Source organism: Companilactobacillus insicii, assembly GCF_003946015.1.
In the GTDB taxonomy this organism is placed as follows: Bacteria; Bacillota; Bacilli; order Lactobacillales; family Lactobacillaceae; genus Companilactobacillus; species Companilactobacillus insicii.
In genome coordinates, this window is the sequence record NZ_RHNU01000002.1 from 83690 (window position 1) to 98778 (window position 15089).

At 35.1% G+C, this 15089-nt stretch carries 12 protein-coding genes; 4 read left to right on the forward strand and 8 right to left on the reverse strand.

Features of this window, described 5'->3' with window-relative positions; all coding sequences use genetic code 11:
• Positions 1-9: 9 nt before the first annotated feature.
• Positions 10-366, reverse strand: a complete 357-nt coding sequence (locus tag EKM79_RS01160) for a hypothetical protein (protein ID WP_125565304.1) — start codon at positions 364-366, stop codon at positions 10-12.
• Positions 367-531: 165 nt separating this feature from the next.
• Here EKM79_RS01160 and EKM79_RS01165 point away from each other — a divergent pair, with 165 nt between their 5' ends.
• The 3 genes from EKM79_RS01165 (at position 532) to EKM79_RS01175 (ending at position 3685) form a co-directional block, all read left to right on the forward strand.
• On the forward strand, positions 532-1539 hold the full coding sequence (locus tag EKM79_RS01165) for a D-2-hydroxyacid dehydrogenase (RefSeq protein WP_125565305.1): 1008 nt from the start codon (positions 532-534) through the stop codon (positions 1537-1539).
• A gap of 372 nt (positions 1540-1911) precedes the next feature.
• Positions 1912-3039, forward strand: a complete 1128-nt coding sequence (locus tag EKM79_RS01170) for a 5-methyltetrahydropteroyltriglutamate--homocysteine S-methyltransferase (protein ID WP_125565306.1) — start codon at positions 1912-1914, stop codon at positions 3037-3039.
• Between the two features lie 259 nt (positions 3040-3298).
• Positions 3299-3685, forward strand: coding sequence for a YxeA family protein (locus EKM79_RS01175; RefSeq protein ID WP_125565307.1), 387 nt, complete (start codon positions 3299-3301; stop codon positions 3683-3685).
• A gap of 40 nt (positions 3686-3725) precedes the next feature.
• Here EKM79_RS01175 and EKM79_RS01180 read toward each other — a convergent pair whose 3' ends face one another.
• Complete coding sequence (locus EKM79_RS01180; protein ID WP_164505966.1) at positions 3726-6467, reverse strand: SLAP domain-containing protein; 2742 nt, start codon at positions 6465-6467, stop codon at positions 3726-3728.
• A gap of 138 nt (positions 6468-6605) precedes the next feature.
• The gene (locus EKM79_RS12440) at positions 6606-6740 is read right to left on the reverse strand and encodes a hypothetical protein (RefSeq protein WP_281273190.1); all 135 of its coding nucleotides are present in this window, start codon (positions 6738-6740) and stop codon (positions 6606-6608) included.
• A gap of 184 nt (positions 6741-6924) precedes the next feature.
• Here EKM79_RS12440 and EKM79_RS01185 point away from each other — a divergent pair, with 184 nt between their 5' ends.
• Positions 6925-8532 (forward strand): SIR2 family protein, encoded by a 1608-nt coding sequence (locus EKM79_RS01185; RefSeq protein ID WP_125565309.1) that lies wholly within the window; start codon positions 6925-6927, stop codon positions 8530-8532.
• 170 nt (positions 8533-8702) lie between these two features.
• On the opposite strand, the gene EKM79_RS01190 is transcribed toward EKM79_RS01185, so the two are convergent.
• The 5 genes from EKM79_RS01190 to dapA form a co-directional block, all read right to left on the reverse strand.
• Positions 8703-10160: an MFS transporter gene (locus EKM79_RS01190; RefSeq protein WP_125565310.1), complete on the reverse strand. Its 1458-nt coding sequence runs from the start codon at positions 10158-10160 to the stop codon at positions 8703-8705.
• Between the two features lie 286 nt (positions 10161-10446).
• Positions 10447-11859 carry a sodium:solute symporter family protein gene (locus tag EKM79_RS01195; RefSeq protein ID WP_125565311.1) on the reverse strand — a complete coding sequence of 471 codons (1413 nt, stop codon included), beginning with the start codon at positions 11857-11859 and terminating at the stop codon, positions 10447-10449.
• Between the two features lie 335 nt (positions 11860-12194).
• On the reverse strand, positions 12195-12932 hold the full coding sequence (locus tag EKM79_RS01200; protein WP_125565312.1) for an SDR family NAD(P)-dependent oxidoreductase: 738 nt from the start codon (positions 12930-12932) through the stop codon (positions 12195-12197).
• Between the two features lie 185 nt (positions 12933-13117).
• Positions 13118-14152 carry a 4-hydroxythreonine-4-phosphate dehydrogenase PdxA gene (pdxA, locus tag EKM79_RS01205; protein ID WP_211331254.1) on the reverse strand — a complete coding sequence of 345 codons (1035 nt, stop codon included), beginning with the start codon at positions 14150-14152 and terminating at the stop codon, positions 13118-13120.
• Between the two features lie 12 nt (positions 14153-14164).
• A complete protein-coding gene (gene dapA / locus EKM79_RS01210; protein WP_125565313.1) occupies positions 14165-15079 on the reverse strand; it encodes a 4-hydroxy-tetrahydrodipicolinate synthase in 915 nt (304 codons plus the stop codon).
• Positions 15080-15089 lie beyond the last annotated feature (10 nt).

Here is a 15089-nt window from a genome sequence, read left to right on the forward strand (position 1 = left end):
ACCTACCTCTCATGAGGCGGGTCTATTTTTGTAATCTTTTATTCTCTTGTAAAAATCTAATATCAACGTCCAAACTGCAGGGATAAAATATAAGTAATTCCAAAAACCAACTAGTATTAAAATAATTGACCAAACATAGCCGTTTTGATTCAATTTCTTAATTGAAAAATAAATCAACAATTGAATTAACGAATATCCGACAAACATAACTAGACCAATTGCTGACATAATTAAACTTCTAGACGTAAGAGCCAATAGCGGTGAGTTTTGATACGTGTGAACAACGGTCAAAATCGCGGCACCATTTGTAATAATCATAATAGCGAAACCTAACAATTGTGGTAATGAATATTTTTTTGTCACCATTTAACTCCTCCATCCCTACTCCCTAAAGAATATCATAATTTTTCATTTTTTCATGATTTGACTATTTGCCCCTTTTATTTTGTGGAATTTGCGTTACACTTAATAACACAGTTTATTAGAAAATATTAATTTTCTAATGTATTTCACAGAAAGAAGGATTTATTTATGAAGATTTACGTATTTGGCGTTCGCGGTGGCGACGAAGAAGAACCTCTAAAAAATTGGATGGCAGAAAACCCGGATGTTGAAGTTGGTTTTACTAACGACATCTTAACACCTGATAACGCAGAACTCGCTAAGGGATATGACGGTGTCTGTGCCGTTCAACGTGAGCCATATGCTCGTGAGGCGCTTAAGAAGTTGCATGACTATGGTATCAGCAAATTATCAGTAAGAAATGTCGGAGTTGATGGTTTTGACTTTAAGGACCTTAACGACTTTGGATTCACACTGACTAACGTTCCTGTATACTCACCCAATGCTATCGCCGAACACGCTTCCTTCTTAGTAGGTCGCTTGCTTCGTCGCGTGCCAGAATTCGATGCTAAATTCCGCGCTGGTAATCTTAAGTGGTCACCTACTATCGGTACTGAAATTTCCGGTAAAACTGTTGGTGTCATTGGTACTGGACACATTGGTAGTGTCTTTGCTCGTATCATGCAATTTGGTTACGGGGCCAAAGTTATCGCATATGATATTGACCCTAATCCAGCACTAGAGAACTTGGGAATATATGTCGATTCATTAGATGAATTGTTAGAACAATCTGACATCATTTCTATTCATACACCTCTAGCACCTAAGGATTACCATATGATCGATGCAGATGCTATTTCTAAGATGAAACAAGGATCATACATCATTAACTGTGCTCGTGGTGGTTTAGTTGATACTGATGCCTTGATTGCTGGACTAGACTCCGGAAAGATTGCCGGTGCTGGCTTAGATGTTCTTGATCATGAAAATGGTATTTTCCAAAAAGACTTCGGTAGTTTTGATGCCATTCCTAACAAAAAATTCAAGAATCTAGCAAACCGTAAAAATGTTATTATCACACCTCATACTGCTTTCTATACTGAAAGAGCTGTTCATAACATGGTATATGAAGCTATGGATACACAAGTTAAATTGCTTAACGGTGAAGTTACAAAAAATATCGTTAACACAAAATAAATAGAAAAAACATTTGACAACGAAATAAACAAGGTGTAACTTATTCACCAATCAAATAATTAAAACTTATTTAATCCAATTAGACGTTGAAGAGAATAGTAAGTTAATGAGTAGTTTGAATAGTGACCGCTGGATAGTGAAAAGGCGGAACGAAAACTTAACTGAAGATGAGCTTGGAGTCTTACCTAGGTGAAAGCCAAAGGTACGCAAGGATGCGATATCATCCCGGACATGTTAGTGTCGTTGAGGTATTTTGAGTGATCAAAATACGAATTAGGGTGGTACCACGGTAATCGTCCCTACATCGCAGAGTAATTCTGTGTATGTAGGGACGATTTTTTTTGGATTAAATAAAGTTATACGGAGGAAAATATTATGACAAAAACACAAACAAAAATTGGATTTCAACATGTAGGAAGTTTCCTACGACCAGATGTACTAAAGCAAGCTCGTAAGGACTTCGCTGCCGGCAATATCGATCAAGCAACTTTAACCACAATTGAAAATGAATCAATCAAAGATTTAGTAAATAAAGAGATTAATGCAGGATTAGATTACGTAACTGATGGTGAATTCAGACGTTCATATTGGCATTTAGATTTCTTCTGGGGATTCGAAGGTATCACACATATTCATTACGGTGAAGGTTATAACTTTGCTCATGAAGAAACGCGTGATGATACAGCAATCCTTTCTGGTAAAATCAAATTTGATAAGGATACTCACCCATTCATCCAACATTTCAAATTCTTGAAATCATTGACTGACGGTACGAATGTTGAACCTAAACAAACTATTCCTGCACCCGCTCAGTTGTACATTGAATTGATTCGTGGAAGCAATGCTGACAAAATAAAAGAATTTTACGATACTGATGAAGAATTATACGCTGATATCGAAAAAGCTTATCATGAAGCTATTCTGGCCTTCTATGATGAAGGAGCACGTGTCATTCAACTTGACGATTGTTCATGGGGATTATTCCTAGATGATAAGTTCCTAGCAACTCCAGATGGCAAAGCATATGCCAATTCAGGTATCCAAGATATCCTATTAGAATTAAATAACGGTGCTATCAAAGACTTGCCAGAGGACTTAACTATTAATACACACATTTGTCGTGGAAATTACCATTCAGACTTTGCTTTTGCCGGTGGATACGGTCCCGTAGCAGATACAGTATTTGCAAAAGAAAATGTTGACACATACTTCCTAGAATACGATTCTAATCGTGCTGGTAACTTCGAGCCCCTTGCTAAAGTATCTGATAACAAACGAGTCGTACTTGGATTAATCACATCTAAAAAGGGTGAACTCGAAGACCGACAAGTCATCATCGATCGTATTAATGAAGCCAGCAAATACCTCCCATTAGACAGATTATGGCTCTCCACACAATGCGGATTTGCTTCAACTGAAGAAGGAAATGTCTTAACCGAACAACAAGAATGGGCTAAGTTGGCATTAGTAAAATCCATTCAAGAAGAAGTTTGGGGATAAAAGATCATTATCAAAAGTAAATTAGTGTTATCGCTTTCAGCACGCGGTATAATAGACTTGTAAAGAAGTTAAATATATGTTGGAGGTGTTGATAATGCTAAACATTATTGCTGATATTTTCAACAAGATCGTAGACTATACAATCAACTTCGATTGGTGGGGAATTAAGTAGCTTACGATTTTGTAAGAAGAATGTAAGTGAAACAAATGTAGAATTAACCAAAAAAACTTTAGTATATTTCTCAGGAGGTAAGGATAAATGAGAAGTCTACTAAAGTTTTTGTTGTTATCAGTTACTATTATAGGATTGGCATACGTTGGTGCATGCGCATATACAAAAGATCGTACAGATCAATTTTCACAGGCATTAGGACAATACAATTTCTTAGTTAAGAAAGAAGCCCGCTACGTTAAGATTGACAATGCTAAGGGTAAAGATGAAGATGGTTATGGTAATTATGATTACCAACTAACTAGTTACGATAAGGATGGTAATGAACATCCAATTCAATTCACTGGTATGGGAAAGTTGAAACAAGGCCACTTCTTAGAGGTAACGACTAAAGGTGCATACGTTTATACTTACAAAGAAGTATTCAAAAAAGATATGCCTAGCGACGTTTATACCAAATTACAAGCAGAATAAAGCAAAAGCTATGATCGGTTGATCATAGCTTTTTTAGTGCTTATAGATTAATATCACTGGCTTTAACAAATTCATTTGTAGCAATACGATAATAGTTTTCACCATTGATAACTTGGTATATATCCGTCTTGTACGATGAATCGGCAGGCAAACTGGTTGTCGTAACGTTTCCACGTTCATCATAAACAGGAGTTACTTTGTTGGTAGTAATGACTGGCGAATCATAATCGTAATCATAGACATTATCTGCCTTAACAAACTCGTTAGTTGATACACGATAATACTTGTCACCATTGATTTCAACGATTCTGTCACTATACCAATCAGTCGATGGTTTTAAGGCTCTGTTCAAAGTTTTACCGTGAGCATCAACGATGTCACCATAATTATTGTCATAAACTCTGACATGGGTGTCCTTAGTTGTATAAATATAAACATCATTAGCATTGATCCATCTATTAGTGGATACACGATAATATGTTGTGCCATCTAATTCCATCTTTTTATCGTTGTACCAAGTAGTATTTGGATTGAGATATTCATTGGCTACTGCATTGCCTTCTGAATCATATAACTGTACTTTAGAGTGATTATCAAAGGTCGCAACAGTTTGCTTGATTTTTTCTGCTTCACCACTCGGCTTATTGTCTTGTTCTGGTTCACTCGAACCTCCACCGCTGTGATGGTTGTTATTGGCTGGAGCTTCGTAAGTCTTATAATATGCGTCTACGAAGTTGGGAACATCACCACCAACTATTCCGGTTAAAGCACTTCCATTACCATCAGGTGAAATATTGAAATTAATGAAAGCATTAATAATATCTTTGAGACTGGTCATATCTTTAGAAATATTATCCCAGCCAGCCATATCAGCAATTGTTTCAGTATCCTCTCCACCATTTAGTTTTCCTAAATTCATGGTTGTTTTATCCCAATCTAAGGTTTTGTTACTATTAGGTAATTTATCCAAATCTGATTGGAATCCAGTATCTTTAGTCACATCTGTCTGGTTCATCTGCAATGCGGCTGTTGAGGAGCTATCCTTAGTAGGATCATCTTCGTAGTGTACATTAATATTCAAATTGTATGGAACTAACTGATCCACAACAACATTAACCACCTGTTCTGCCCCATTAGTGTAATCTAACTCTACTTCAGAAGGATTAGGATTTACATAGCCATCAGGTACATATTGCGAAGCATCTACTGTTGTTCCATCAACAACAGCACCGCTCTTAACAGATATTGGTTTATCCTTTGTTGGATCTTGCTTACTTGTAAAGTAATTGATTGTGTAGTTGACTTTGTCCTTATCTACTACAATCCAAGTTTGATTTCCTTCTGGTGGAGTATTTCCTGGCTCGTTCGTATACAGCCCTGCTAGATCATTATTTGAGTAAATATAATCTTTAGGATAATATTTGCTTGCCCAGTTCTTATCTTGATTTACCCATCCTTTATATAAATTAGTATCGAATCCCAAGTCTGCTGAACTCATCGGGATTGTTGGATTTAGCGTTATACTCTTTAACCCACTGTCATTATTTAAAAAGGCACCATCAATCACGTCTGATGGAAGTTGAAGATCCGACAAATCCAGGCTTACAAGATTGGGATCATCCATGAATAGCTGATATATATTATGTACGTTTGATACATTAACATTGCTTAAAGTTATTTCATTAATACTACTCTGTGAGAACATATCTTGCATCGTTGCAATATGAAAATTAAAGTTGGACAAATCAGCTTTTTCTAAGTTATTAGTACCATCAAACATATAATCATATTTAGTTATCTTAGGCCAATCAAAGCCAGATAGATCAACGTTTTTGATGCCACTACTACTGAACATGTGACTAACATCAGTCGCATTACTCATATTTAATGACGAGAAGTCATAGCTAGATAAATTTTTTGTACCGTCAAATAAATATTCAAAATTCTCTGTCTTAGATGTATCAAATTCATCGCTCATATTGCCTAAATCTGAAAGGTTTTCCATACGATCAAATAGAGATACGATATTTTTACCGGCGACTACTTTTCCATCAAAGTGAAGAGATTTGACCTTATCAAAATAATCATATCCACCAAACGGAGTTACTCCTGAAAATTCACCAGGACCTTCATTAGTCCAAGTACCAGGTTCAATGTGTAGAACTCCCTGACTATTTATATACCAAGCACTACCTTTTTCATCGGTTCCGGACTCAACATTACTATTGCCATCTTCCTTACTCGATGTAATATTAGTTGGATCATCAATTCCCTCAGCATTATCAGTAGTAGTTGAAGTTGGGTCAGAACCATCTGTATTCGCTACTCCTTGTTGCTGACCTGAAGCTTGGTCTGTTGCTGATAGATCAGATGAAGCTTTTTGAATGGGTATAGTGGTTTGTGACGAATCATTATTAGAATTATCAACACTACTTGAATTCGTATTACCTGATGCATTCACTGCTACTTTATTATCATTTTTAGCTGTATCCGAATTATTTAATTGAGATGCTCCGGAATTACCCGCGTTAGTAGTATCTGAACTATTGTTAGGAGATACCGTTTTAACATTTGCACTACTATCAGAGCTGCCTGCAACGGATTGACTCTCAGTTACAGATAAATTTACATCTGCCTTAACTGTCGCTCCAGGAGCAGACCCCAAGAATAACATTCCGCCAGCGAAAGCTAGAGTCGAAGCTACTATCCAGTTTTTACCTGATTTATATAATTTCTTTCTTAAAATTGCATTTGGTTCACGCTTTAATTGCTCGAATCTCATAATATTAACCTCCCTGTTAATACCTTCCATTCAAGTCCATAATAGTTCTAAATTTTAAAAAATTACATGGCAAAACGTCATATAATGGCAAAAAAAGAGCCAACAGACAACTGTCTGTTGGCTCAAACTGACTAATAATTACTTAGCAGCTTTTTCTTCACGACTCTTAAGGAATTCTTTAACGGCTTGGGCTTTTGCCATGCGTTCTTCACCGTTCTTAGCGTTAACGGGACGGCGGTGGCCTGTATAGCCTTTATGTGTATTTTGTGACATCTAAATCCCTCCTCCCTTTTCTAGTATTGTCTTATTATTCAACCCTATTATTGTAAAGGAATATGTCAAATTATTCAACAACTATTTTCCTATTATACTTTAATTATCCTTAGAATCCTATAAATACACTTAAACTTATTTATAGGATAAAATAGACTGATAAAGAAACTATAGGAGAAATTAAATGGGATTTTTAGAAAATATGAGTAAAAACAACCAATACCCTATCATATTCATTGGGTCTGGCATTACCAGAAGATACTTTACAAACTCATACAGCTGGGAAGAATTATTGCGTTCATTATGGAATGAAGTAAACGATGAAAATGCGTATTTCAACAAATATTATAGTTTACAAACATCCTTAAAAGATCCAACTGATTTTAATATTTACACAAGCATATCGGATCAGTTAGAAAAAGAAATAAATGATGCCTTCTTCTCTGAAAAACTGTCTATTTCAGGATTAACCCTTGAAACTGCCCACAATATGAAGAAATCTCCTTATAAAACACTAATAGCAAATAAAATACAATCATCAATTTTAAAAGATAGCGACGATGCAAAACAGGAAATTGAGTCATTTTCTAAAATGCTTGGAAAAGCTAGGCAAATAGTTACTACCAACTACGATACATTTATCGAAGAAAGAATGAACGGAGCAGTAAAAGTAAATGTAGGGAATAGCGGCTTGTTTGAACCTTCCATTGAGTGGGGGGAATTATATAAAATTCATGGTTCGGTAAAAGATCCAAACAGTATAGTCATAACAAGTAAAGACTACGACTCAACAAGAAAAACCTCTGTACTAGTAAATGCAAAAATTTTAACAAAATTAACAGAATCTCCAATTATATTCTTTGGTTACTCACTAACGGATGAAAATATTCTTAAACTTTTAACAGATTATTCTGAGAACATGCCATTTGATATAGACAAAGCAGCTAGTCGAATAGGTGTCGTTAGTTATAAACCTAACCAAAGTTCAATTAAAGAATCAATTGCAGAAATTCCAGAATTAAGAATACACTACACAAAATTAGAAACTGATAATTTCAATAAAATATACAATATGATTTCTGAAATAAATCAGGGGTTCTCTCCATATGAAATTTCAAAGTATCAATCAGCATTTAAACAAATAATTGACACTAAAGGACAGAGTGGCAAATTAGGCAGTGTGCTAACAAGTTTTGTCAACATTGATGATCTACCGTCAGAATTAAAAACTAAAGACCTTATAGTGGCATTTGGTGATAGAAGATACCTATATAAAATGCCAGATTACTATGACTATATATATTCATATTTCAACGCACTTAATGATATGCCATTAGAAATTGCTCTAAAATTTGTTTCCGGAATACCAAAAAACAACCCAATACCAATAAAAAGATATATTGACATATTGAATAAAGAAAACATATCCGTGGATCTTCCTGAAAAAGAATTAAATAAAATAAAGAAAAGAATTGATGCCTATAATAATCTTGCCGATTTCATAGAAACTATAACTGAACAAAAAATCGGTATTGCAAATTCAAAAGAACTTTCCCAATTTAATACCCCATTATCAATATTTAATTCCACATTAAAAGTAAGACCAAAAATGTTATATATTTGTAAACACATTAAAGAATTCAAGATAGAGGATTTAGATTTGTTTACTAATTATATATTTACTGAATTTAGCAGTAAAAATAAGGTTTTAATCAGCCATACAGAATTTAGGAAATACTTCAATGCATACAGTATGGTCAAATACGGAATTCCACAATTAAAAGCAAAATAAAACACCGCTAGTAGAAACTTTCAAGAGTTTCTAAAGCGGCGTTTTTTCAGCAAGCAGACAAAACAAACATTACGAGGCGTAACTGTTTTTTATCTGGTCTAATTATAACAAGGTTCTGTTTAAAAGGTCAATTTATTTATAAAAACCGTATCAATTGTTTTCAATAATAATTAAGCTTCTTTAGTCTCTAACTTAGTTGCTTTAGTTTCTTTCTCAGCGACTACTTGTTCCTCATATTCTTTTGAGTGAACGCGGAATGCCAATAGGAATCCTAAGATTGCCAAGACTAATGTAAAGGCAAATCCATAATGAGCACCATTTGTGAATGCTAAGGCAGTTGAATGTCCACCATTAGCGAAGTAATTGTTTTGACCAGTACTCAAAAGAATTGTAGCAATACCAGTAGCGACAGCTCCGATGACTTGTTGGAATGTATTGATAATTGCGGAACCATCAGCTGATTGATATTCGTTCAATGAATTCAAACCATAAGTTTGAGATGGCGACATTGCTAGTGGCACACCGATCATAAGAACGATGTGAGCAGCAATGATATAACCTAATGAACTATTTTGATTACTCATTAAGAACATAACGGCACCGATTCCTGAAATCAAGAATCCTAGACGTGTCATCCACTTTGCACCGATACTGTCGTAAGCTCGACCGGCACCAAATGATACTAGGGCATTTACAACACCACCTGGCAACATAACAGCACCTGTTAAGGCAACCGCAACGCCAAGTCCATTTTGCAAGTACATTGGTAACAAGTACATAGCAGAAAGTGTGATACCAAAGTTCAACATAACTAATAATGAACCTGTAACAAATTCTGGTCTGCGTAGAACTGCAAAATCCAAAGTTGGAGTTTTTGCATGCATCTGCTGTTTGATATAAACAACTAGTAAAATCAATCCAGCAATCAACGCTATAACGGCAATATAAATACTGTTGCTTAAGTAACTAATACCAAAGACAATTAGACCAAAACTGACAGTTGATAAGGCAATTGCTATCCAATCAACAGCTGGTTTAGTAACTTCGAAGACATTGGTTAAATTCTTTTCCATGAAAATCAAAGCAATCAATAAAAAGACAATAAATGATGCAAAGATCCATCTCCATGATGAAACACCCAGAATAATACCTGAAATAGTAGGTCCAATAGCTGGAGCGAACATAATAACAAGAGCGGCTGCACCAAGGGCTGCACCAAGTTTGTTAGGTGGGAAAATTCTCATGGCAATTGAGAACATTAGTGGCAAGATAATACCTGTGGCAATACCTTGAATCATACGGCCAATTAGTAAAATTGCGAAACTAGGCGCAATTGCGGCAATAATTGAACCGACGATAAAGTCGATCAGGCCAAATCGAACCAATCCTCTAGTAGAATAATGTTTAGTTAATAAACTTGAAAGTGGTAGAACGATTGCAATTACTAGCATATAGCCAGTAACAAGCCATTGTACAGTACCAGTTTCGATAGAAAAAGCCTTCATGATGGATGGAAGAGCAATGTTTAGTGAAGTTTCACTGAACATCCCCACGAATCCACCGATCAAAACACCCATTAAAGCTAAGTATGGATGAGTTGGTTTTGTGTTAATTTGAGATTTACTCATATTTACCTCCATTTTTGTTGCAACAGTGGATTAATATACCAGAAAAAAAATCTTTTCGTAAGTTTTTTCTGAAATTTTTTTATTTTGAGATGAAAATGAGGGGTAAAAATAGGAAATAAAAAGGCTGTGTTTATCGTTATAACGGTGGATAGTATTAAGCCATTGCCTTGTATTAATTGTATAAATCAAATATTGCTAGATTGAAAACATCTGTATATTGACTATACTTTCTTAAATCACGGCAACAAAAAAACCGATAAATAAATTATCAGTTTTTATAAATCAATTATGATTTGTCAGTTTTAGGATCAGGTGTGTTGCCCTTTCCTGTCATCATATCCCATAATTTGCATAATCCCATTAAGATCATTGGAGCAAAAATTGAAATATAAACATTATCTATTCCCAATGGATCTCCCATCAAGAACCATGCTGTAGCTAAAACAGCTGTACCAATAAGTGCGATGTTGGCACTCTTTGTACTACCAAAGTGAGGTAGATAAAATCCTGAAACAGCAACAACTGTAATAGACATACGCAAAGCTTTACTAAAGAATGATAATTGTAGAATTTGTGGAACAATGAATGAGAAGATCAACGGTAAGAAACCAACAACAATTGATAAAATACGTGTCATACGTAGTTGTTGTTTAGGTTCTGGATGACGCATAGGAACATAGAAGTCATCAACAATTAAAGCAACTAATCCCAAAGCAACAGAACTAACACTGACGAACACTGATGCTACCAGAGCCGTTGCAACAAATCCTGCAAGGAACACATTCATATGTGTTAAGAATACTGGTAAAGCATACAATCCATTCATTGAAGGGAACAAGAACTTAGCAGCGACACCAATTAAACCAATGGCAATTGCTAAAGGAACGAACAATACAGCTGCTAAATATGAAGCATGTTGTGCAGCTTTAGCATTCTTAGCAGATGAAATAGCTTGAACTAAGAATTGTGTTGAGAATACAGCACCAACTGTTGTTAAGATCCAACCAATGATTGTACCCCAACCAATATGACCATCTAGAGTAAAGTAAAAATGAGGCATCTTTGTAACCATTGGTGAAATACCATGTGTCATTACTAATGCAAAGGCCAAAGTAATTAAAATACCAATGTATTTCACAAATGTATGAATAACACTAACATATGCAACACTCTTCATACCACCAAATGAGAAATAGATTGTACTTACAATACCAACAATAACCATAGCGATAGGAAGTTTGATTCCTAAAATCTGAACTAAAACACCAGCACCACTGATGTAATTACCAACATTAACTAAGAATAAAGCATAAATCATAATAATTGAAACAATAATCTTTGTTGAATGTCCATATTGCTGTTCAACAGCACTAGAAATCGTAAATCCACCAGTATTATATAGACGTTTAACGAAGAATAAACCATAAAGAATAAATCCTATAACAGCAGCTACAATTGCCCAAGATGCAGCAACACCATTACTAAATGAAGATTGTGCAGTACCAACCGTTGATTGAGCACCAATATACTCTGACATCAACAGGATACCTAAAACAAAAGTTGGAAGCTTATTACTTGCACGCATGAAATCGTCATTTGTGGAACCACCCCAACGAAAACTAAGATAACCGGTAATTAAAATGTATACCAGGATCATCCCCATGACTATCAGCGTATCATTCGAACTTAACATGTGCATAACAATCGCACCTCCCAGAATAATTACATGACAAAAATCTAAATATTAATTGTTATGAATAACAATTCAACTTTACAAAAGGTTTTAGCTAGTCACGCTTCCTAGGACGGTAACCTTGCTCATCACCTTACAATCTATATACTACGAAAATTTCATGTCATTCGATATGTAATTACCGTTTAAAGTTGAAGCGCTTACAAGTAAACGTTTCCATTTACGCTTATTTTTTTATTTTATTGTCTTATTTTGAAACAGAACACAGAAATATAATTATAGAAGCAAAAAATCCGAACCCTTAGTATCTATAAGAGTTCAGATCTTTTATACTATCAATACTATTGCATCAACTTACCACCACTGAGATTTAAAATAGACCCCGTAATGAATTTTGCCTTATCTGATAACATAAATGCTACGGCTTCAGCGACGTCTTCAGGTTCTCCTAGCTTATGTAATGGGATCTTTTTAAGCATCTTATCACGATACTCTTGTGACCATTGCTTAGTCATCTCTGTTGCAATAGGCCCACATTGTACTGAATTAACACGAATATTATTCTCAGCAAATTCTAGAGCAAAATGCTTTGTTAAGTAGTTTAATCCGGCCTTACTTGCTCCATAACTGGCTGCAGCATTTGGATGCGGTGTTACACCATTAGCTGAAGTAATATTAACAATAGCACCTTCCTTTTGTTCAACCATAACTGGAAGAACCATTTTACTCATAATGAAACTGCCCGTTAAGTTAACTTTAATAACTAGCTCCCAATCCTTAACAGAAGTTTCCAATGTCTTTGTACGCTTCATCATACCAGCATCGTTAACTAATGCATCAATATGTCCAAATTTTTCTTTTGCATCATTAACTAGCTTTTGTGAAAATTCTGGATCAGTAATATCACCGGCCATTTGCAGACATTGTTGACCAATTTTTTCTATTTCTGATTGAACTTCAACCAATTCATCAGCTTCCAATCCAGTTAGAACTAAATCATAACCTTTCTTAGCTAATGTTAATGCTATTTGTTTACCAATACCTTGTGAACTACCTGTAACAATTGCTACTTTACTCATAAATCACGCCTCCTGTATTCGCTTTCATAAATATAATAATCTAAACATACTTTTAGAAATACTTATTTTGTGTTTCAAAGATAAACGTATAGTAAAATATAGGTCCAAATTTAATTATATGTTTAAAAGTTAAACGTATAATAAAAAAATGACACGCCCTATTAGGTGTGTCATTTTTTAAAATTCTACTTATTTTCAGCTAATTTAACAGCATAATCAATTGCATTCTTTAAACTAACTTCGTTAGCTGTACCTTTCAATACTTGATCAAATGCGGTTCCATGGTCAACTGAAGTTCTGATGATAGGAAGTCCCAATGTAATATTTACACCAGCAACACTCTTCCACTCTTTCTTCTCTTCATCATATTGAAAACCTTGCATCTTCAAAGGAATATGACCTTGATCATGATACATAGCTACAACAATATCATACCAACCGCCGACAGCTTTAGGGAAAACAGTATCTGGGGGAACTGGCCCAGATACATCAATACCTTCAGCCTTAGTTTCGTTGATAGCAGGAATAATTTCATCCGCTTCTTCATTACCAAATAAGCCATTTTCACTACTATGAGGGTTCAGTCCAGCTACACCAACTCTAGGGCGAGCAATACCTAAACGTTTGCATGCATCATCAGCAATTCGAATAACCTCAGCAACACGTGGTTTCTTAACGAGATCACATGCTTGACGAAGTGACACGTGTGTTGAAATATGAACAACACGCAAATTATCATGAGCTAACATCATTGTATAGTTCTTAGTATGTGTATAGTGAGCATATATCTCTGTGTGACCGGCAAAATGATGGCCAGCCAAATTCATAGCCTCTTTGTTTAATGCATTAGTTACGGTAGCATCTACTTTACCAGCCATAGCTAAATCAATGACTTTTTTAACATATTGGAATGCTGCATTACCAGCCATCTTGCTGACAACACCAAATTTAAGTTGATCAATATCGACCATATGCATCTCGTAAACATCAACTAATCCATATTCAAACTTAGCATCTTTAATATCTTCAACAACATTCAATTTGCTCTTTAATTCAGGCAAATATTCCATTACTTTTAGCAATACCGAACTATCACCCACAATAATTGGATTACATTGCTCATATAATTTTTTATCTTTAAACACTCGTAGTGAAATTTCTGGACCGATACTTGCTGGGTCACCCATCGTAATCGCTACAATTGGTTTATTATTTTTCATAATTATGACCTCCTAATCAGTTACTTTTTCTGCAAAATATTCACTATAATTCTTTTCAAGTGCTTTCTTTAAAGTTTCAACTGCTGAATCATCCAAATGATTAAATGGTGCTCTCGTACTACCAACAGGATATCCAATTAAATTAGTACTCTTCTTGATGATAGTATTAGGATTTCCAAGGGCAAAGCAATTGCGTAATGGACGAATAGAATCTTGAGCTTTACGAGCACTGTCCCAATCTCCAGCTTTCCAATACTTATAAATAGATACCATTATTTGTGGCAATACATTAGCAACGGCTGTAATACCACCAGTACCACCGGCTTGTAATGTCCAAAGAATCAATGCATCATTACCAGAAATTACAGAAAAGTCTTTGTCTCTAGTTAATTCAATGTATTGAAGGATATTATCAAAGTTACCACTAGAATCCTTAACACCCACAATGTTCTTGAGATCGGCTAAACGAGCAACAGTCTTAGGAGCTAGTGCATTACCTGTTCTAGCTGGAATATTATACAAAAGAATTGGCAGATCTACAGCATCATTAATGGCCTTATAGTGCAAGTACAATTCTTCTTGTGAAGCTTTGGCGAATGAAGGTGTAATAATTGATAGAGCATCCACTCCAATATCTTTAGCCTCTTTAGATAGTTCAATTGTTTCTTCTGTTGATACACAACCAGTACCAGCATAAATTGGAACTTCACCATTTGCCTCATCAACAACAGCTTTCATAACATTTAACTTTTCTTCGTGACTTAAAATGTATCCTTCACCATTTGTACCTAGAGTGAACACACCAGTTACTCCGGCATTAATTTGACGTCTTACTTGATTACGTAATTCTTTTTCGTTCACCTTTTGGTTTTCATCCATTGGTGTAACCATTGCGGCAATAATTCCTTTAGCAATATCTTTTCTCATAGTAACTACC